The 19,548-nt window shown below is 56.8% G+C and carries 20 protein-coding genes, 2 tRNA genes and 1 pseudogene; 11 read left to right on the top strand and 12 right to left on the bottom strand.

The annotated features are described in order from the left end of the window. Nucleotides 1–143 precede the first annotated feature (143 nt). Both ACWYRJ_RS08145 and ACWYRJ_RS08150 read left to right on the top strand, forming a co-directional pair. The gene (locus ACWYRJ_RS08145) at nt 144–332 is read left to right on the top strand and encodes a hypothetical protein (RefSeq protein WP_455507706.1); all 189 of its coding nucleotides are present in this window, start codon (nt 144–146) and stop codon (nt 330–332) included. After that, a complete protein-coding gene (locus ACWYRJ_RS08150; RefSeq protein WP_455507707.1) occupies nt 329–805 on the top strand; it encodes a hypothetical protein in 477 nt (158 codons plus the stop codon). Before ACWYRJ_RS08145 ends, ACWYRJ_RS08150 begins: the two co-directional genes overlap by 4 nt. A gap of 54 nt (nt 806–859) precedes the next feature. Here ACWYRJ_RS08150 and yccA read toward each other — a convergent pair whose 3' ends face one another. Further along, nucleotides 860–1,519, bottom strand: coding sequence for an FtsH protease modulator YccA (yccA, locus tag ACWYRJ_RS08155; protein WP_023335168.1), 660 nt, complete (start codon nt 1,517–1,519; stop codon nt 860–862). 270 nt (nt 1,520–1,789) lie between these two features. Between yccA and ACWYRJ_RS08160 the strand changes: the two genes are divergently transcribed. The 3 genes from ACWYRJ_RS08160 (at nt 1,790) to ACWYRJ_RS08170 (ending at nt 4,198) form a co-directional block, all read left to right on the top strand. Then, nucleotides 1,790–3,418: an ABC transporter substrate-binding protein gene (locus tag ACWYRJ_RS08160; RefSeq protein WP_455507708.1), complete on the top strand. Its 1,629-nt coding sequence runs from the start codon at nt 1,790–1,792 to the stop codon at nt 3,416–3,418. A 144-nt stretch (nt 3,419–3,562) separates the two neighbouring features. Next, nucleotides 3,563–3,650, top strand: a tRNA-Ser gene (locus ACWYRJ_RS08165). Between the two features lie 290 nt (nt 3,651–3,940). After that, on the top strand, nt 3,941–4,198 hold the full coding sequence (locus ACWYRJ_RS08170; protein WP_115874665.1) for a YjhX family toxin: 258 nt from the start codon (nt 3,941–3,943) through the stop codon (nt 4,196–4,198). A 106-nt stretch (nt 4,199–4,304) separates the two neighbouring features. Here ACWYRJ_RS08170 and ACWYRJ_RS08175 read toward each other — a convergent pair whose 3' ends face one another. The 6 genes from ACWYRJ_RS08175 to ACWYRJ_RS08200 form a co-directional block, all read right to left on the bottom strand. Continuing rightward, the gene (locus ACWYRJ_RS08175; RefSeq protein ID WP_111964524.1) at nt 4,305–5,141 is read right to left on the bottom strand and encodes an alpha/beta fold hydrolase; all 837 of its coding nucleotides are present in this window, start codon (nt 5,139–5,141) and stop codon (nt 4,305–4,307) included. Between the two features lie 252 nt (nt 5,142–5,393). After that, on the bottom strand, nt 5,394–5,612 hold the full coding sequence (locus ACWYRJ_RS08180; RefSeq protein ID WP_008499867.1) for an acyl carrier protein: 219 nt from the start codon (nt 5,610–5,612) through the stop codon (nt 5,394–5,396). A gap of 17 nt (nt 5,613–5,629) precedes the next feature. Beyond that, a complete protein-coding gene (locus ACWYRJ_RS08185; protein WP_223581795.1) occupies nt 5,630–7,063 on the bottom strand; it encodes an AMP-binding protein in 1,434 nt (477 codons plus the stop codon). After that, nucleotides 7,060–8,178 (bottom strand): MBOAT family O-acyltransferase, encoded by a 1,119-nt coding sequence (locus ACWYRJ_RS08190; RefSeq protein ID WP_455507723.1) that lies wholly within the window; start codon nt 8,176–8,178, stop codon nt 7,060–7,062. Before ACWYRJ_RS08190 ends, ACWYRJ_RS08185 begins: the two co-directional genes overlap by 4 nt. Nucleotides 8,179–8,187: 9 nt before the next feature. Continuing rightward, the gene (locus ACWYRJ_RS08195) at nt 8,188–8,310 is read right to left on the bottom strand and encodes a hypothetical protein (RefSeq protein ID WP_256371422.1); all 123 of its coding nucleotides are present in this window, start codon (nt 8,308–8,310) and stop codon (nt 8,188–8,190) included. Next, the gene (locus tag ACWYRJ_RS08200; RefSeq protein WP_455507724.1) at nt 8,307–9,443 is read right to left on the bottom strand and encodes a D-alanyl-lipoteichoic acid biosynthesis protein DltD; all 1,137 of its coding nucleotides are present in this window, start codon (nt 9,441–9,443) and stop codon (nt 8,307–8,309) included. The genes ACWYRJ_RS08195 and ACWYRJ_RS08200 overlap by 4 nt, the downstream gene beginning before the upstream one ends. A gap of 277 nt (nt 9,444–9,720) precedes the next feature. Between ACWYRJ_RS08200 and ACWYRJ_RS08205 the strand changes: the two genes are divergently transcribed. Beyond that, a tRNA-Ser gene (locus ACWYRJ_RS08205) sits at nt 9,721–9,808 on the top strand. A gap of 44 nt (nt 9,809–9,852) precedes the next feature. On the opposite strand, the gene ACWYRJ_RS08210 is transcribed toward ACWYRJ_RS08205, so the two are convergent. From ACWYRJ_RS08210 to hpxO, 3 genes are read right to left on the bottom strand one after another with little or no spacing between them, the layout of a single operon-like run. Then, a complete protein-coding gene (locus tag ACWYRJ_RS08210; protein ID WP_455507709.1) occupies nt 9,853–10,788 on the bottom strand; it encodes a PDR/VanB family oxidoreductase in 936 nt (311 codons plus the stop codon). Nucleotides 10,789–10,799: 11 nt separating this feature from the next. Further along, a complete protein-coding gene (gene hpxD / locus ACWYRJ_RS08215; RefSeq protein ID WP_181574024.1) occupies nt 10,800–11,837 on the bottom strand; it encodes a molybdenum cofactor-independent xanthine hydroxylase subunit HpxD in 1,038 nt (345 codons plus the stop codon). A gap of 14 nt (nt 11,838–11,851) precedes the next feature. Then, nucleotides 11,852–13,006 carry an FAD-dependent urate hydroxylase HpxO gene (hpxO, locus tag ACWYRJ_RS08220; RefSeq protein WP_455507710.1) on the bottom strand — a complete coding sequence of 385 codons (1,155 nt, stop codon included), beginning with the start codon at nt 13,004–13,006 and terminating at the stop codon, nt 11,852–11,854. Nucleotides 13,007–13,245: 239 nt separating this feature from the next. On the opposite strand from hpxO, the gene uraD reads away from it, so the two are divergent. Together uraD and uraH are read left to right on the top strand one after the other, a co-directional pair. Next, nucleotides 13,246–13,746 (top strand): 2-oxo-4-hydroxy-4-carboxy-5-ureidoimidazoline decarboxylase, encoded by a 501-nt coding sequence (gene uraD / locus ACWYRJ_RS08225; protein WP_455507711.1) that lies wholly within the window; start codon nt 13,246–13,248, stop codon nt 13,744–13,746. Next, nucleotides 13,743–14,066 carry a hydroxyisourate hydrolase gene (gene uraH / locus ACWYRJ_RS08230; RefSeq protein ID WP_455507712.1) on the top strand — a complete coding sequence of 108 codons (324 nt, stop codon included), beginning with the start codon at nt 13,743–13,745 and terminating at the stop codon, nt 14,064–14,066. Before uraD ends, uraH begins: the two co-directional genes overlap by 4 nt. Here uraH and guaD read toward each other — a convergent pair. Beyond that, nucleotides 14,046–15,365 (bottom strand): guanine deaminase, encoded by a 1,320-nt coding sequence (gene guaD, locus ACWYRJ_RS08235; RefSeq protein WP_455507713.1) that lies wholly within the window; start codon nt 15,363–15,365, stop codon nt 14,046–14,048. The two genes, uraH and guaD, sit on opposite strands and share 21 nt — an antisense overlap. A gap of 101 nt (nt 15,366–15,466) precedes the next feature. Continuing rightward, nucleotides 15,467–16,963 carry an NCS1 family nucleobase:cation symporter-1 gene (locus ACWYRJ_RS08240; protein ID WP_455507714.1) on the bottom strand — a complete coding sequence of 499 codons (1,497 nt, stop codon included), beginning with the start codon at nt 16,961–16,963 and terminating at the stop codon, nt 15,467–15,469. 144 nt (nt 16,964–17,107) lie between these two features. Here ACWYRJ_RS08240 and ACWYRJ_RS08245 point away from each other — a divergent pair, with 144 nt between their 5' ends. The 3 genes and pseudogenes from ACWYRJ_RS08245 (at nt 17,108) to puuE (ending at nt 19,512) form a co-directional block, all read left to right on the top strand. Next, complete coding sequence (locus ACWYRJ_RS08245; protein WP_111964516.1) at nt 17,108–17,824, top strand: GntR family transcriptional regulator; 717 nt, start codon at nt 17,108–17,110, stop codon at nt 17,822–17,824. Then, nucleotides 17,824–18,695, top strand: a pseudogene (gene hpxA / locus ACWYRJ_RS08250) (allantoin racemase). The gene ACWYRJ_RS08245 and the pseudogene hpxA overlap by 1 nt, the downstream one beginning before the upstream one ends. Next, nucleotides 18,613–19,512, top strand: a complete 900-nt coding sequence (gene puuE / locus ACWYRJ_RS08255; protein ID WP_455507725.1) for an allantoinase PuuE — start codon at nt 18,613–18,615, stop codon at nt 19,510–19,512. The pseudogene hpxA and the gene puuE overlap by 83 nt, the downstream one beginning before the upstream one ends. The last annotated feature ends 36 nt before the right edge of the window (nt 19,513–19,548 follow it).

The following is a 19,548-nucleotide window of genomic DNA, read 5'->3' on the forward strand; positions in this document are numbered from 1 at the left end:
CGCTGAACAAAATGACGAAAGCAGGTATGCCTGAAAGCGTGCGTATTACCTGAAAACACAACCCGCTACGGGGGAGACTTACCCGAAATCTGATTTATTCAACAAAGCCCATCTGGATTATCAACGATCACGGAAGACCGCTGGTGTTATCGAAATTAGCGGAGCGGCTGACGGCCAATAACGTGGCGTGCGAACGTGAGGAATACGACATTTATTATTTCAGCGCCCGTTTTTCTATTGCCACTGCAGATGAGGTGTTCATTGGCGCTTGCCCGGTCAGTAAATCCAGCCTGTGCAAAACCATCCGTTATAAAAGTGGGGCACAAAAATGAAAATAAAACTTCTTTTTGGGCTGGGTGGCGCATTGGTCGGCAGTGCCCTGGCGCTATTTTACTATTCCGGCTGTGTGTTTAAAAAGGATGTGCTGGCCTGCAGCACTGAATTTAACTTCACGCGCAATGAGGGAAAAGCCAGCGAAGTAAAGGTCAATACCCTTGCTCAGTTCTATTTTCACCGGGATGGTACAGGGGTAACTACCTATAAAGGCGCGGCAAGGGCTGACGGGCAAAATATGATCGTTGACAGGGACGTGGACTTTACCTGGCAGCAGCGGGACGACGATAAGGTCATTGTATTGAGCTACACCGAAACCTGGCGTCGGCACAATGACAATACGCCTGACGCACAGTGGGGGAGCTTTGCCAGTCCTACCGCACGTTATTACCTCACGATCTCTGAACTCTCGCCATCCGTGTGGCTGATTCAGGACCGGCGTTACCCCACCTATATTTGCCGGGGTGAGTAGGGCATAAAAAAAGGAGAATGCCAGAGGCATTCTCCTTTTTAATATCCGTTGTGCTTAATCGCGGCTGGCGAAGCCCAGGATGCTCAACAGGCTGACGAAGATGTTGTACAGCGACACGTAAAGGCTGACGGTGGCGCGGATATAGTTCGTCTCACCGCCGCGAATGATGTTGCTGGTTTCAAACAGGATCGCGCCGGAAGAAATCAGAATAAACACGGCGCTGATCGCCAGGTGCAGGGCAGGCAGCTGCAGGAAGATGTTAGCCACCATGCCCACCAGCACCACAACAACACCCGCCATCAGCATACCGCCGAGGAAGGACATGTCCTTACGGGTGGTCAGCACGTAGGCCGAGCAGCAGAAGAATACCAGCGCGGTACCGCCCAGCGCCATGCCGATAAGGTCGCCCATACCGGCAGACAGATACGCGTTCAGCATCGGTCCCAGGATGTAGCCCAGGAAGCCGGTGAAGGCAAAGGCCGACAGAATACCGACCGGTTTGTCAGCGGTTTTGTAGGTCAGGAACATCAGACCATACATACCCACCAGCGTCAGGATCAGCCCCGGAGACGGCAGCATCAGCACGGTGCTGGCGGTGGCGGTGATCGCCGAAAACGCCAGCGTAAGGCTGAGCATGAAATAGGTATTGCGCAGCACCTTGTGGGTGCTGAGTAGCGATGTGCGGTCGCGTGAGGAAGTAATTATACGATCCATGAGTCACTCTCTTATGACAGATGTAATTAACGGAAAGAATAGGAAACGGGGCGCCAGTCTCAAAGTGGTTTTACCCATCTTTACTCAGCAGGTTAGCGCTGGAGCTGGTTGTTTCTTCTGCATAAATACATTTCACCAGTATGAACAGCGGTTTGACGCGATTAATCAGATCAACCTCTTATAGGTTACTGAAAATTATTGCGTTATTACCATAAGGCCGCTAAGAGTTATTTCCGGATCGTCACAAAAACAGACAATAAGGCGAAGGAAATGAAACCACAAACACGCACGCGCTTTACGCTCTCTTTACTTACCGCAGGGATCCTGTGCGCCAGCACGGCTACCTGGGCGGCTAACGTGCCGGCAGGAACGCAGCTGGCCGATAAGCAGGAACTGGTCAGGAACAACGGTAATGAGCCCGCTTCGCTCGACCCGCATAAAGTCGAAAGCGACGTCGAATTCAATATTATCAGTGATTTATTCGACGGGCTGGTCAGCGTTTCCCCGTCGGGTGAAGTTCAGCCCCGACTGGCGGAAAAATGGGAGAACAAGGACAACACCGTCTGGACGTTCCATCTGCGCCCGGGCATCACCTGGAGCGACGGAACTGCCATCACCGCGGAAGATGTGGTCTGGAGCTGGCAGCGTCTGGTTGATCCTAAAACCGCTTCACCGTATGCCAGCTATCCAGGCAACATGCACATCGTAAATGGTGCGGATATCGCTCAGGGGAAAAAAGCCCCCGATACGCTGGGCGTGAAAGCCATTAACGACACCACGCTGGAAGTGACATTGACTCAGCCTAATGCGGCATTCCTGGCAATGCTGGCGCACCCGTCACTGGTGCCTGTGGATAAAGTGCTGATTGGCCGCTTTGGCGACAAGTGGACCAAGCCTGAACATATCGTCACCAGTGGGGCGTATAAGCTTTCACAGTGGGTGGTCAACGAACGCATTGTGGCGGAGCGCAACCCGCGCTACTGGGATAATGCTCATACCGTGATCAACAAGGTGACGTATCTGCCTATCACCTCCGAAGCCGCGGATGTGAACCGCTATAAAGCGGGTGAAATTGATATCGTGTACACGGTGCCGATCAACCAGTTTGCCCAGCTTAAGAAGACTCTGGGCAGCCAGCTGGATGTCTCTCCGCAGCTGGCGACCTATTACTACGAATTCAATACCACCCGACCGCCGTTCAACGACGGCCGGGTGCGCAAGGCGCTGAACATGGCGCTCGATAAAGACATCATTGCCGGGAAAGTGTTAGGGCAGGGGCAGCGCCCGGCGTGGCTCATCAGCCAGCCGGATATCGGCGGCGTTAAGCTTCAGAACCCGGACTACGCCAGCTGGCCGCAGGACAAGCGCATCGCTGAGGCGAAAAAACTGCTCAACGAGGCCGGGTACAACGAAAGCCACCCTCTGAGCTTCAACCTGCTCTATAACACCTCTGAATCGCACCAGCGTATCGCGATTGCGGCCAGTTCCATGTGGAAAAAGAACCTCGGCGTGGAGGCGAAGCTGCAAAATCAGGAGTGGAAAACCATGCTGGATACCATGCACACCCACAACTTTGACGCGGTGCGGTACGCGTGGATTGCCGATTACGACGATGCGGCGACCTTCCTGAACACCTTCCGCACCGGCGACAGCGAAAACACCAGCCAGTACAGCAATCCGGAATACGACCAGGCGCTGGTGAATGCCGCAAAAGCCAAAACAACGGAAGAGCGGGGTAAGTTCTACCAGCAGGCGGAAGATCTTCTGGGTCGTGATGTGCCGGCCATTCCGGTTTATCACTACGTTCGCACGCACCTGGTGAAACCGTGGGTGGGTGGGTTTACGCCGGATAAGCTGGGGTACTATTACACCAAAGATATGTACATCAAAAAACACTAAGCCTGAGCGCGGGAGACTGTGCTGATAAAATCGTCGATGTGTCGTCAGTTCAACCGATTAAACACGTTTTGACTATTTTTACAGCGAACGAGTGCAGCCACTCTTTACAGCACGCGGTGAGGTGTTTATAGTTCGCCTCACTTAGGAAGTGTGGCCGAGCGGTTGAAGGCACCGGTCTTGAAAACCGGCGACCCGAAAGGGTTCCAGAGTTCGAATCTCTGCGCTTCCGCCAGATATAAACCCCAGGTTACTCGTGAACCTGGGGTTTTTGTTTTGGATTGACCGATCCGCCTCACACTTTCAAGACCCCGTTATTTCCCCGCAAAAATCAGGCGCTATTATTCACCCCGTAAATACCTTTTCATCTCTCATCGAGGCTTTGATGCTGGAGAATGTTTTCATCAGATAATCAGTTTCCCGACCTTTTCAGGACGGACTGGTTATCGCTGCGCTTAAACCTTACGCACGCACCTGCGGGTGTGGGCTCGTTTTTACGCATGATGATTACACAGGTTTTCCAGTATGAATTTATCCCGTCAGGAACAACGTACCTTACACGTTCTCGCCAAAGGTGGGCGTATTGTGCACGTCCGCGACAGTTCCGGCCGCGTCACGTCCGTTGAGTGCTACACCCGTGAAGGGCTGGTGCTGAGCGACTGCACGCTGAACGTCTTCAAAAAACTCCGCTCCAAAAAGCTGATCCGATCCGTGAACGGGCAGCCTTACCGCATCAACACCACCGGGCTGAACAACGTTCGCGCCCAGCTGGATAATCGCTAAGCGGAATAGACAACGCCACCCTCGGGTGGCGTTCATGCATTAAACTGAATATTGTGGCGGAATGTAGGCCGGGTAAGCGCAGCACCACCCGGCAAGAAACGCAGCGTTATGAGCGAATGAAAGCCAGAATGTCCGCGTTGATAGTATCCGCATGGGTGGTATGCATCCCGTGCGGGAAGCCCGGATAAATTTTCAGTACGCTGTTCGCCAGCAGCTTGTCCTGCAGCAGGGCGGCATTCTTATACGGCACGACCTGATCGTCGTCGCCCTGCATCACCAGAACGGGAACCGTGATGGTTTTTAAATCTTCCGTCTGATCGGTTTCAGAAAACGCCTTAATCCCCTCATAGTGGGCCTTGGCGCTGCCGATCATGCCCTGACGCCACCAGTTCTGAATCGTACCCTGTGAAATCTCGGCTCCCTCACGGTTAAAACCATAGAAAGGACCGCTGGCGACGTCGAGGTAAAACTGGGCGCGGTTAGCCGCCAGCGCTTTGCGGAAGCCATCGAAAACCTCGATCGGCGTTCCGCCGGGGTTAGTCTCCGTTTTGACCATGAGAGGCGGAACAGAGCTGACGAGCACCGCTTTGGCAACGCGCCCCTGCGGTTGGCCGTACCGGGCAACATAGCGGGCGACCTGGCCGCCGCCGGTGGAGTGACCGACGTGCACGGCATTACGCAGATCCAGGCTTTCAACCACGGCTGACGCATCGGCCGCATAATGATCCATATCGTGTCCTTCACTCACCTGGTCCGAACGCCCGTGACCGCGGCGATCGATAGCGATAACGCGATAGCCTTCAGCAAGGAAGAAGAGCATCTGGTTATCCCAGTCATCGGCACTCAACGGCCAACCGTGGTGGAAGACAATGGGCTGGGCCTCTTTGGGGCCCCAGTCTTTGTAGTAAATGTTGACGCCGTCTTTCGTGGTTACGAATGCCATACTGCAGACTCCTCTGTTAAAGGCAAAACGATCGCAACCCGGGTGGAGAGCGAATCATTAATGCCTTAATTAAGTTGGCTTTTTTCTATTTCCCGTACCGACAGTACCCCTAAAGTGTAGGTGAAATAGTAAAAGCAGTGGGTTTCATTCCTGTGAAAGGCAGCGTTTTGCTTTCAGGCGGGAGGGGGGAACGGAAAAAGGCTCTGGGGAGATCCTCCAGAGCCTTCAGGGCAGCATTAACTACAGGGGCGTTTAGCGGTTTTCTTCAATATAGCGGGCCAGGTCAGCCGGGGTTTTCAGCACCGTCGCTACGTCAGTTGGCGGGATCATACAGCCGTAAACGTCCTGCACTTCCAGCACCATATCGACCGCCAGGATGGAGTCGAGAATGTCGGATTCAATCAGTTCATCGTGAAAGCCCACCTTACGGGATAACACTTTTTCGAACAGGGCGAGAATTTCTTGTTCCATAATTTTTCCTGGAGTCATTAATTTGTTCGGGCGTAAGCGTCCAGCAGCTTGCGGTCAATTTTGCCGTTGGGATTCAGCGGCAAAGCGTCTTTTACGATAATTTGTGAAGGCACCATATAGTGCGGAACCACCTTAGAAAGCGACGTTTTGATGGTGTCCGGCGCCATATCGGTCACGCAGAACGCTGCAATGCGCAGCACGCTGCCGCAGGATTTCATCAGCGGCAGAACCACCGCTTCGTTGATGCCGGACATGGCCAGCAGGCGGTTTTCAATCTCGTTAATTTCAATACGGTAGCCATTCAGTTTGACCTGGCTATCGTTGCGGCCCTGGCAGTAGATAAGTCCCGCTTCATAGCCCAGATCGCCGGTCCGGTAGCCGCGAAATGCTTCATTTTCCCGACGGAGTAATTTTTCTGCGTTCTCCTGCGGTAGGCCCAGGTAGCCGCGCATGACGTTTTTACCCCAGATAATCAGCTCGCCTTCAGCGGAAATTTCCATTCTGCTCTCAGGCATCATGACCCCCACCGGCAGCACGGCGCTGTCGCTGTTCAGGATCTCATCCGTGATTTCAACCACGGTGGTCGCGATGGTCGCTTCCGTTGGACCATAGGAGTTAATGATTTTTGCCTGCGGGAAGCGGCGGCGAAGCTGTTTAACCAGCGCTTTATTCAACACTTCACCAATGAAGATAAAGACGTTGAGTTCAGGTAAATACTCGCTGTTAAACTGCGGGGAAAGCAGCTGCTGGTAAGCAAAAGAGGGGGTCGAAACCCAGGCGGAGACGGCGTTGCTTTTCAGTCGCTCCAGCCAGTTCTCTTTTTGAATGTCTTCTTTGGCGTTCAGCACGATGTGTCCACCCATCGCCAGATTCGCCAGCAAAGGGATCAGGGAGAGGTCAAAACTGAACACCGCGTGGTTCATCAGCACCGGTTTTTCCGGCAGCGAAAAGTCCTGGCTGACCCATTTCATGAAGTGCCATACGCTTTCACGCCCAATCTGCACCCCTTTAGGCTTGCCGGTGCTGCCTGAGGTAAACATGATATAGGCCAAATCCTGCTCCTCCAGCACCTTGCCCGGTTCACCGGTGGCGATAAACTGCCGGGTCGCGACGTCGTAATAGTAAGGGGCGCTGGCCAGATGGCAGATCTCCCGCAGGCGCTCCTGCGGGTAAATGCAGTCCACCGGAATGTACGGAATGTTGTGCAGCAGGCAGCTATAAATCGCCACGGCGAACTCGGCCTGCTGGTGTCCGTACAAGACGACCGGCGTACCGGCAACAGGCTGGCAACGCTGATAGCGCTGCGCCCAGTCCGTCACGGCCGCGGAAAGCTGCAGCCAGCTTAAGGCTTCGTCGCTGCCGCTGATGGCCAGCTGCTGCGGGGAGGCGGGATCGCATAATGCCGCACGCAAGAAATCGTGCATTTCCTGAAGATCGGAGTGATTTTTCATAGAGGTGACATTCCACTAAAGATGTAAAGGGAGCCCGCGGCGCTTCCCAGCGTCAGAATGCGTCCCAAAAATGCAACGGCCGGATACTGCAAGCCCCGGTGCAATGCCGGGCTGCGTTTGGCTAACCACAGCAGCATGTTATGAGTGACGGAAATCGCGCCAAACAGCGCGCCGCTGATGACGTAATGGCGTTCCAGGCCATTCCATGCCCCCATGCAGAACAGGGTGCAAAAAATACCGATATTTTGCGCCAGCGTTTTGTTCTGACGGAAAAAGTTGAACTTCATCAGGTTCATATAAACGGGCATAAAGACCACATCGCGCAGCCATTCAGACAGGCTGATGTGGAAGCGGCGCCAGAAATCCTGCGGGTTCTTTGCCAGAAGCGGCATATTGAAGTTTGCCGGAATGTTGAGTCCAAACAGGCGGCCTGCGCCGATGGCCATATTGCTGTAGCCCGCAAAATCAAAGTACAGATAGGCGCTATAGGCAATCGACATCACCACGCCCACGGTCAGCGTAAACGGCTTATGGCTCCAGGGCTGCACGACAAGTGAGTCAACCAGCATCGCAAACAGGAACTTCTGGATAATGCCGGTAATGATTTGCTCCAGCGCCACTAAAAACTGTTCGCGAGTAAGGGCAAAGACGGGCTTGCTGACGTCGCTCATCCATGTCCGCCAGCGGTACATTGGGCCCGCCAGAATAATAAAGGGCATAAACAGATAGCAGTAATAGTGCAGGAAATTCTGCCCTTCTTTTTTACTGCGATAGAGCAGCACGTCCACCGCGCGGAACGTCATAAAAGAGAGGCCGATCATGCCGAGATGGTGATTAACGTGCAGTTTCACCAAAAATAAAGGAAGCAGCGTTAACACAATCGCCTGCCAGGTTTTTAACCATCCTTTTTCTTTTAACGCGGCGACAAGGTAAAAACTAAAAAAAACGACCGCGGGAACACGGTAATCACCCTGAAAAATATAGCCCCAGCCTAATGCGGCCAGGACGGATAAGGCCGATAAATAAGTCAGGCGATGGCGTAATACGCGATTGACCAGCGCAAACGCCAGCGCGGATGAAAACAAATAAACAAAAAACATTCCTGAGCTATACATCATTCGGCCTCAGAATTTTTGATATTCAAAATGCAGCTGCATACTCATGCTGTCATCGACAGAGGTCCACGCGACGACGGTAATCGCCAGCAGGAGATAAAGGAAAAAAAGACGGATCGCAATTTTCATCATTTAAAACTCTGTGCAATAAAGCGAATCATAGGAACCCAGGCCAGTTCGGAAGGGTGCAAACGATCCCAGTTCCAGCCATTCTGATAAGGCATGGCGTACATATCTAAATAGGGGATCTGGTTCTTTTCCAGAATGGTTTTAATTTGCTTATCAACCGGGCGGAAGGTATCGGTGTTGTAAAGCGCCCAGGGGTTAACCGGGTCGACGATAGCAATCACCTGCACGTGATGTTCTTTCAGCAGCTGGACGGTTTTACTGAAAGCGGTGATTTGCGCAGGCACGACCGGCGTGTCGTCCCACTGTTGCCGCGTACCGTCCTCTTCGTAAATCGTTTTGTCCATCCACAGGGTGGCCGCGCTCTGCTGGCGTTTTTTATTTAACTCGCGGGCATTCGCCAGCTCTTTATCCCAGTCAGGGATAATGTGGGTGGCTGGCTGCGGCGGCCAGGTCTGAACCGTCTGGGGCCTAATGTTGAGCAGCGACAGCCAGTCGTTTTTTATCATGGTACAGACGTTCGCAAACTGGAAGCTCAGCTCGTCCCAGATCAGATCGGGATGCCAGCCAAAGACGCGCATTTGGCCAAAGGTTAAATGGCTTATTTCTTTACTATCAATATGCTTTAAATAATTAACCAGCAGCGGGCGCGCCTGCGGATCCTTCATCAGTGGATTAAAAATAGAGCCGGGGAAATTATCGGCATAAATAGCCGGTGGCAGCCCTTTTGAGTAAAAGCTGTCAGGCGCCAGCAGCAAAACAACTTTACTGTTTGCGTTAAGGCTATTTTTAAAGCGTGAGAATAGTAAAAATTGCGTTTCATCATCGACAAACGCATCGCCATACGCCACGATGGGTTTGTGTAATTGCTTATTAAAGTAATTATATACAGCGTAATGTTCATCTTCTGAGGTGGCAACCTCAGACGCGCCAATGAAGAAAATAGCATTCCCTTCTAAGGCATGAGAAATAGTGGCAATTTTTTCCGCCTGTTCTTTAGGCGTACCCGCCATTGATTTAATCAGCGGCTGGAAAGTGAGCGGTGGATCGAAACTCGTCACCAGCGGGTGAACACAGAGAAACAAAATGGCCAGCGTCGCCATCAGGATATGTAAGCAAAGCGAATTTTTGATTTTCATCATCAACCAGTAACACTGCATGGCAGTAATTTCTAAATCTGTGGCTACTCAGATTTATAACAATTACACAACAAATGACCGTTTATTTTTGTGGCATTCTATACCAGAGCGTTTTAAAACGATGAGCGTTGCTATGTTACGGTATGTACAAGGTCGCGGAGAGTGATGTGAAGTCAGCGTTTGGGTGACTTTTTGCGCAGTCAAACGCCTGTGGGGAAAAATAGAAAAATTCCTGCTTTACAAGGCGCTAATAGATGTTTATAGTGCGCCTCACTTTGGAAGCGTGGCCGAGCGGTTGAAGGCACCGGTCTTGAAAACCGGCGACCCGAAAGGGTTCTAGAGTTCGAATCTCTACGCTTCCGCCAAATTCGAAAACCCTGCGATAGCAATATCGCAGGGTTTTTTCGTTTTACAGCCCAATCACCAGCTCCCCGGAATGGCTTCGCGAACAGCACAGCGCCACCTGCTGGTTCGTCGCGCTTTTTTCCGCCTCCGACTGCACGCTATCCCGGTGATCCACCACGCCGTCAATCACCGGCGTCAGGCACGCGCCGCAGATCCCCATTTCGCATGACAGCGGAATGTCTACCCCGTTTTCCTGTAATACCTGGGCGATGGTCTTATCCGCAGGCACCGGCCAGCGCTCACCGGTGGAGGCCAGTTTGACCGTGAAGATCTCCCCGGTTTCACCGCCTGCGGCGGGCGCAACGGGTTGAAACGCCTCGCTGTGAAGGTGGGCGTCATCCCATCCCTTTGCAGTGGCGACCTCACACACTTTTTCCATAAATCCTGCCGGTCCGCATATCCAGGCGTGAAGCCCCGCCTCGGGCGCGGGGAGATGCTCTGCCAGCGTTATGCGCGGGCTGGCGGTATGAATGAGGCACTCGTCGAACCGGGAGAGTTCACGCGTAAACGCCGCGCTTTCGCGGTTTCTGACGTAGTAGTGCAGCGTGAATGGCGTTCCGGTTGCCTTCAGCTGCAGGGCCATCGCATACAGCGGCGTAATGCCAATGCCCGCCGCCAGCAGCAAAACCCGCTCTGCCTGCTGAAGCGGAAACAGGTTGCGCGGGGCCGATATTATCAGCTTCTGCCCGGGACGCAGCGTCTCGTGAACGTAGCGCGACCCGCCGCGCGAGGCGGTTTCACGCCCCACGCAAATAAGATAGCTCTCGTCCCCACATGCTCCGGTCAGTGAATACTGGCGCACCACGCCGCAGGGCAGGTGGACATCAACGTGCGCGCCGGCCTGCCACGCCGGCAGCGCTTCGCCGTTTTCAGCCACCAGCCTGACGGCGAGGCTTTTGTCGCCCTCACGCCACAGCCCGTCAACAATTACGCTCAGCATATCGGCCTCCGTCATACCAGGAAAAATTCGCCAAAGCCCATCTTCTTCAGCCCCCGACGGTAGGCAATTGAGCTTTTATCTGCGGGAATATGGGCTTCCAGCGTCAGATCCAGCGGCAGGCTTTCCGGGCGCTGGGTTTCGACCATCAGGCGATCCTCTTCAAAAATGCGCAGGTTAAAGGCATGCACATCCTCCACCGGAATATGCAGGTCAAAGTTGCGGGCGATAGGGGCGAACATGCGGGTCACGCGCGACGACACGGGCGACGCGGCGTTCATGATCACCAGCCGCGATTCACCCGGAAAATGAATTGTCAGGGTAGCGGTAAACGGCAGGTGCATTTCAAAATGGCGCAGCCACTGGAACCCTTCTGGTGCCTGCACGTCCGAACTGGCGGGATAGTTGCTCACGGAGCTCCAGTAATCCGCCACGAAGCCGAACGGCGTCTCCTGCGGCTGATAGGCAGGTACAAGCTGATTATTGGGGTCGGCAAAGGTTTCGGTGTGGATCCACGCAAAGTGCGCCACGTCCAGAAAACCCTCTACCTGACGTCCGGCAAAGCCGTTTACCTCAAACGCCGGGCAGTTAATCTGCTGAAATCCGTCGTCATCCCAGTGCGGCATGGCGGGCAGCGGCGCGGGGTTATCCGGATCAAAGGCCAGGCAGGTCCAGATCAGCCCGTACCGCTCTTCCACGGCGTAGTTAATCAGGTTCAGCTTCGCCGGAACGGGCTGGTCGGGGCTGGAGGGAATACGGTTGCAGCGCCCGTCCTCCCCAAAGCGTAAACCATGATAGGGGCAGATAATCCCGAGCTCATCGTGAAAGCCGAGCGTCAGCGGCACGCCGCGGTGCGGGCAAACGTCACGGGCGACCACAACCTGGTCGTTTATCCGGTAAATCACCAGCTGTTCATCCAGCAGCGTCGCTTTGACCGGCGCCGGACCGACGTCGCAGGCGCGCGCGACCGGATGCCAGCATTTCGCCAGACGCAGCCAGTCCTCTGGCTCAAACGTACAGTGGGCGGGTGGAGTTGGTTCTCTTTTCATCATTATCCCTCTTGCGTTCAGCCTAACGGGCCGCCCTGAATGGTCTCGCACAGACCGTTGATGATGCGCTCTCCGGTCTCTTCGCTAAGCTCCTGATACCAGGCCTGCGTCAGCGCCATGTCTTTCCCGTGGGTGACGTCGCAGCGCTTACGCGCCTTCAGCACCAGGTCGCGCACCCGGTCGCAGCGCAGCGCCTCGTACTGCCGCAGCGCCAGCGTAATATTATGGTTTTCACGCAGGCATTCCCCCAGCACTACGGCATCTTCCATAGCCGCGCAGCCGCCCTGGCCGATATCCGGCGTGGTGCTGTGCGCGGCATCGCCGAGCAGCGCGACGTTGCCGCGCACCAGGCTGTCGAACGGCTCGATATCGTGGATTTCGATGCGGTTGGTCGTTTCAGGATCCAGCGCCGCGATAAGCTTCTGCACCGGCGGCGCCCAGCCGCGGAAGTAGCCAGTGAGATCGGCGCGCAGGGTGGTGCGATCTTCCGCCAGGCCTGCGGGCAGCGGCACGTCAAAAAAGAAGTAGAAGCGTCCGCCGGAGACGGGCATCAGCGACACGCGTTTGCCTTCGCCAACGAACGTGGTCCACTGGTGCGCCGGGGCGATCTCTTCGTCAATCTTCACCAGCCCGTTCCAGTTTACGTACCCGGCGTATCGGCGCTCCGGCGTGTATCCCAGCACGTACGGGCGAACCGCCGAGTGGCTGCCGTCGGCGGCAATCAGAAAATCGCCAGTTGCCGTGGTGCCATCGGTGAAGGTGACGTTCACGCCCGCTTCGTCTTCATGGACGTGTTCCACGCGCTTGCCGAACTGCACCCTGTCGCGCCCCCAGAAGTCCAGCATTTCGCGCTGGAGTTCAGCGCGCGAGACGGGGCAGGGACGCCCGCCGGTACGCTCAACCAGCGGGGCAAGGCTAAAGCGGGTCAGGGTATCGCCGCGTCGGAAATCCTTGTAGGCCATAAAACGCATCGGCCCGCCATAGGTCTCGATGATGTCGCCCATGCCGAGGTGCTGCATGCATTTCACGCCGTTAGGCCAGATGGAGATGGCCGCCCCGACGGGCCTGATCTCCTTTACGGCTTCAAACACGGTACAGTCGATGCCCGCTTTCTTCAGCGCCACGGCAGCGCTCAGGCCACCAATGCCCGCGCCAATCACGATTGCTTTCATGCTTCTCTCCTTTTGCAGGGTGTAAAGACATTCAGCAATTTGCGTACCAGGCTGCAGCATGGCGAAAACGGCGTTGTAAGGGAGACGTTTGCACTGCTAAGGTGCGTAAACGCGGTGAACGTGCCTTTTTATGAATCAAAAATTTCCAGTTGAGCTATACGGAATCGACTGTTTCACGCCCGCGTTCAGGGTGGCGTGGTTTGTGCAATAGCCTGGAGAAGGATAATAAAGGAGACACTATGATCGCACTGCACGACTTCAATCAGCTTCCTGAGAAAGATGCTCTTACGCTGCTTCTGCCCTGCGTGGCGATACCCGGCTGGGCCGACGCGCTGGCTCTGGGGCGGCCATACGCCAGCCGGGACGAATTACTCAGTACGGCAAACGCGCTGACGCAAAACTGGGACGAAGCGGAGCTGGCGCAGGCCCTGAGCGCCCATCCGCGCATCGGGGAAAAGCCCGCGGGTTCAGCGGCGGAGGCGGCGCTGTCGCGTCAGGAGCAGGGCGCTGTGAACGATCGCGATGGCGCCCTTGCCCAGGCGCTGCGCGAGGGCAACGCCCGCTATGAGGCCCGCTTCGGACGCGTGTTTCTGATCCGCGCGAAGGGCCGCAGCGGCGAGGAGATATTGCGGGCCCTGCACGCGCGGCTGGAGAACAGCGACGCGCAGGAAGTCCGTGCCGCGCTGGAACAGCTGCGGGAAATTACGCTGCTTCGGCTGGAAGGAGTTATTAGCGAATGAGCACACTCAGCACCCATATTCTCGATATCTCAACGGGCAAGCCCGCGGAGGGCGTAACGGTTCATCTGCAACAGGACGGGAGCACGCTGGCCACGGGCGTGACCAACGTCCAGGGGCGCATTGCCGCGTTCGTTCCCTCTCTGCCCGCAGGTCGCTATCGGCTGGTGGCGGAGATCGGGGCGTGGTTTAGCGAAACCGGTCGCGACACGCTCTATCCCAGTGCGCAAATTGATTTTGTGACGGGAGAAACGGCAGACGAGCATTTCCATCTGCCGTTTGTGATTGCCCCCGGCGGATGGTCAACCTACCGGGGCAGTTGACCACACCCGCTCGCCGTTGACCCAGGTCTCGCTGATGTTGCGCTCGTCTCCGAGGGTCATCAGCACAAAAAGCTGCTCGTAGATATCCTGACAGCGGCGATTGCGCAGGCGCTGCAGCGGCGTCACGTCGGGATCGATGACCACAAAATCAGCCTCTTTGCCGGGTGTGAAGTTGCCAATCTTATCGTCCAGCCGGAGGGCGTGCGCGCCGCCCAGCGTGGCGTGGTAAAACGCCTCGCTGGCGCGCAGGCGGTAGCTTTGAAGCTGGCCGACCTTGTAGGCTTCCCCCAGCGTGCGCAGCATGCTGAAGGTCGTGCCCGCCCCAATGTCGGTGCCGATGCCCATCCGCACCCTGTGCTGCCAACAGGCGGGGAGGCGAAACAGCCCGCTGCCGAGAAACAGGTTAGAGGTGGGGCAAAACGCCACCGCCGAGCCGGTGTCATGCAGGCACTGCCACTCGCTGTGGTGCAGATGGATCGCGTGGGCAAACACGCTGCGCTCGCCGGTCAGGCCGTAGTGGTGATACACGTCCAGATAGCGCTCGTGCTCCGGCCAGAGGTCGCTTACCCAGGCCACTTCGTTGGGGTTTTCGCTCAGATGGGTCTGCAGCCAGGTGTCCGGGAACTCCTCTCTGAGCAGGCTGACCGCCGCAAGCAGCTCGGGGGATGACGTCGGGGCAAAGCGCGGCGTAATGGCATAGCCCAGCCGTCCCCGATGGTGCCAGCGCTGGATTAGCGCCCGCGTCTGCCGGTAGCTCTGCTTCGCGTCTTCGCTCAGGTAGTCCGGCGCGTGTCTGTCCATCATCACCTTTCCGGCGATAAGGCGCATGTTGAGGCGCAGGGCCTCGGTAAACAGCGCTTCGACCGATTCCGGATGCAGCGTGCAAAACACCAGCGCGGTGGTGGTGCCGTTGCTAACCAGTTGCTGTATGAAAAATTCGGCGATCTCTTTCGCGTAGGCCTCATCGGCAAACTGGCTCTCCACCGGGAAGGTGTAGGTGGTCAGCCACTCCAGCAGCTGTTCGCCAAAGGCGCCGATCATCTCCGTTTGCGGGTAATGGACGTGGGTGTCGACAAAACCGGGCAGCAGCAGCCTGCCGCGCAGGTCGGTATAGCCTTTGTGCGGGTCAAGATACTGCTCGCCCTCCTGCCACGGCATCTGCGCCAGAATTTTTCCGCTCTGTATAAACAGCAGCCCGTCCTCAAGGTAGCGCGCGTGTTGAGCAATGGCGTCTGCGCTGTCGCAGACCCGGGCAATATCAAAAAATGCACCGCGTATCGCAGTCTGGTATTCCATCATGGTTCCTGCCTTCGTGTTTGCGTAGCGGGGGGTGAGAAGTCTCAGCAAGAACGGTGCCAGAATGAAAGGGCCGCAGATACGCTGCGGCCGGAGGAGGGGGGTTACTCTTTTTGCGTCGCCACGCGGGAGCTGAACGACGTCGCGCCCGCCGTCTCACGATCTTCCCGCGCCAGCCAGCGGTAGGTCACGCCGCCGAGGAAGACGCCGATAAACCAGCTGAAGTTCGCCACCTCATGCAGGGCCGGGATAAAGCTAATCACCAGGCCCACGGCAACGGACGGGATCAGCGCGCCAATGGCTTTCGGGTTAAAGCCGTTGCGGTACCAGTATTTACCCTTTGGCGTGTCGTCGAACAGATCGTCAACCGACACCTTGCCGCGCTTAATCAGATAGAAGTCGGCAATCAGAATGCCGAACAGCGGGCCGATGAACGCCCCGAGCACGTCCAGGGTGTAGTGGATAAGCTCCGGCGAGTTGAACAGGTTCCACGGGGTGAGCAGGATGGAGCCGACGGCGGCAATCGTGCCCCCTGTGCGGAAGCTGATTTTCTGCGGCGAGCAGTTAGAGAAATCAAACGCCGGGGAGACGAAGTTTGCCACGATGTTGATCCCGATGGTGGCGGTGATCATCGTCAGCAGGCCAATCGCCACGGCCAGATCGTTGCCCACGCGGCTGACGGTCTCAATCGGGTCAGTGATCATGCGGCCAAACAGCGACTGGGTGCCGGAGACAATCACTACGGTGACGATGGAGAACAGCAGGAAGTTAAACGGCAGGCCCCAGCGGTTGCCGCGGCGGATCTCGCCCATGCTTTTGCCGTAGCGGGAGAAGTCGCCAAAGTTGAGCAGCGGGCCGGAGAAGTAGGAGACCACCAGCGCGGTCGCGGTGATCATCTGCCAGGTCTGCTCGCCCGCGCTCAGGGATTTGCTGGCGAGGGTAAAGGAGATCCCGTCAAAACCGGTCTTGTATACAATCCAGCCTGCGAGGGCAAGCATCACCACGTAGACCGCCGGACCGGCGATATCAATAAAGCGCTTGATGGCGCTCATGCCGTGCCAGAAGACCATCGCCTGCAGGACCCACATAATAGCGAAGCAGATCCAGCCCAGATGAGACAGGCCCAGGAACGCGCCGGCGGTGAGCGAAGAGAGCGATGGCCAGAACTTCAGCGCCACCAGCATCAGGGCGTTGGCGGCAAGATAGGTCTGGATGCCGTACCACGCGAAGGCAATCAGCCCGCGGATCACCGCCGGAATATTGGCTCCGAAGACGCCGAACGCCTGACGGCTGATCACCGCATAGGGCACGCCCGCCATCTGGCTTGGTTTGGCCACCAGGTTGGCGCACAGCTGCACGATGCAAATCCCCACCAGCAGGCAGAGCAGCACCTGCCAGCTTGCCAGCCCGAGCGTAAAGAAGCTCGCGGCGACAACATAACCCCCCATGCTGTGAACGTCCGACATCCAGAACGAAAAGATGTTGTACCAGCTCCAGTTCTGGTCACGCGTCGGTGCCAGATCCTCATTGCAAAGACGTGGGCTGTAAACCGCACCGGAATCAGCGGCCGTACCTTGCTGTGCGTTTTGACTGTTTGGCATGAAACCTGCTCCTGTGAATGAAAACCCGTTAAGCGGGAGTGCAAACGGTGTTGCAGGATCCAGGCCAAAATAATAAATCTTGTATGCAATATTTTATTTTTATGTATACGATTCGATAGCGAAGAGTAAAAGACGGAGTGGTGAATGAACAACATAAACGCCCTGCAGACCGCGCCAGACCTGCATGACAAAGACGAATCGATCTTTCAGGCGCTGATGACCGCGATTGTCGAACATCAGCTGCTGCCGGGGAGCAAATTGCCGGAAGAGGCGCTGGCCGAGGTGTTTGGCGTAAGCCGCACGGGCATCCGCAAGGTGCTTCAACGACTCGCCGCCGTGCAAATGGTCACCCTGACGCCCAAGCGTGGTGCACACGTCGCCAGCCCGACGGTGGAAGAGGCGCGACACATCTTTCGCACCCGCGCGCTGCTGGAGGTCGCTAACCTTCCGGACGTGCTGGCGCACTGCCAGCCGCCGCACCTTGCCGCGCTGGAGACCATTATTCGCCAGGAGCAGCAGGCGCACGAGGCCTATGACGGCCCGGCGGCGATTCGCCACTCCGCCAATTTCCACATTCAGCTGCAGGCCATCTCCGGCAACCAGGTGCTCACTGAGATGGTGACCAGCCTGAGCCAGCGTTCTTCGCTGGTGATTGCCACCTGGGGCGCGCCGTGGCGTCAGGGCTGCCGCTGCAACGATCACGAACAGCTTGTGGATCTGCTGCGCCAGAAGGCGCTTGAGCCATTAAGCGATGCCCTCATGCACCATTTTGAACATATCGTCGCCAGCCTCTGCTTCGAGCGGGCGGGCGAGTGCCTGCCTGATTTTGCCCGGCTGTTTGCCGGCCACAAGGAGTCGTAATGTCTGTCTGTATACAAGTGATCAACCCCAACACCAGCCTCGCCATGACGGAAACCATCGGCGCGGCGGCGCGCGCGGTGGCGGCGCCGGGGACGGAGATCCTCGCGGTCTGCCCGAGCGCGGGCGTGCCGTCTATAGAAGGCCACTTTGATGAGGCCATCGCCGCCGTCGGTGTCCTGGAACAGATCAAAAAAGGCAGGGAACAGGGCGTGTCGGGTCACGTGATTGCCTGCTTTGGCGATCCGGGCCTGCTGGCGGCGCGCGAGCTGGCCCAGGGGCCGGTTATCGGCATTGCCGAAGCCGCGATGCACATGGCGACGCTGGTGGCGACGCGTTTTTCGGTGGTTACCACGCTGCCGCGCACGCTGATTATTGCCCGTCATCTGTTGCACCAGTATGGCTTTCAGGACCATTGCGCGGCGCTGCACGCCATCGACCTTCCGGTGCTCGCGCTGGAGGATGGCAGCGGTCTGGCGCAGGAGAAAGTGCGCGCGCGTTGTATACAGGCGCTGAAAGAGGATGGCTGTGGCGCCATCGTGCTGGGCTGCGGCGGCATGGCGACGCTGGCGCAGGAGCTGACCCGCGAGCTGCGCGTGCCGGTGATCGACGGCGTCAGCGCGGCGGTGAAGATGGTGGAGTCGCTGGTGGCGCTGGGGCTGTCGACCAGCAAGCACGGGGATCTGGCGTTCCCGGAGAAAAAACCGTTAAGCGGGCATTTTCAGGCATTGAATCCATTTTAATTTTTGGGGGTAGCAATGGGGCTTTTTGAACAGGATTATCCGCGGGATCTGCGCGGCTACGCGGGCAACCCGCCGCACGCGCGGTGGCCGAATCAGGCGCGCGTTGCCGTGCAGTTTGTGCTCAACTATGAGGAAGGGGCGGAAAACCACGTTCTGCACGGCGATGCCGGATCCGAGCAGTTCCTGTCGGACATTATCGGCGCGGCCAGCTACCCGGATAAGCACATGTCGATGGACTCCCTCTACGAATACGGCAGCCGCGCCGGGTTCTGGCGGATCCACAGTGAATTTCAAAAGCGCGGCCTGCCGCTGACGGTCTTTGGCGTGGCGATGGCGCTGGCGCGTCACCCGGAGATCGTTGAGGCGATCAAAGCCGCAGATTACGACGTGGTCAGCCACGGCTGGCGCTGGATCCATTATCAAAACATGGACATCAGTCAGGAGCGCGAACACCTGCATAAGGCGGTGCACGTTCTGACCGACCTGTTCGGCAAGCCGCCAGCGGGCTGGTACACCGGACGAGACAGCCCCAACACGCGCCAGCTGGTGGTGGAGCACGGTGGTTTTGACTACGACAGCGACTACTACGGCGACGATTTGCCCTTCTGGACGGAAGTAGCCTGCAGCGACGGCACCCGCAAGCCGCACCTGATTGTGCCGTATACGCTGGATGCGAACGACATGCGCTTCGCGACCGCGCAGGGGTTTAACACGGCCGAGCAGTTCTATACCTACCTGAAGGACAGTTTTGACGTGCTGTACGAAGAGGGAGAAAGCGCGCCGAAGATGATGTCCATCGGCATGCACTGTCGCCTGCTGGGGAGACCGGGGCGTTTTCGCGCGCTGCAGAAGTTCCTGGATTATGTGCAGCAGCACGAGCGGGTATGGGTCTGTACCCGCCAGCAGATTGCCGACCACTGGCGGGAGGTGCATCCGTTTCAGAAATAACTGAGCCGTCTTTAGCCGGGTGGCGGCTGCGCCTTA

It is taken from the genome of Enterobacter sp. (assembly GCF_977039595.1).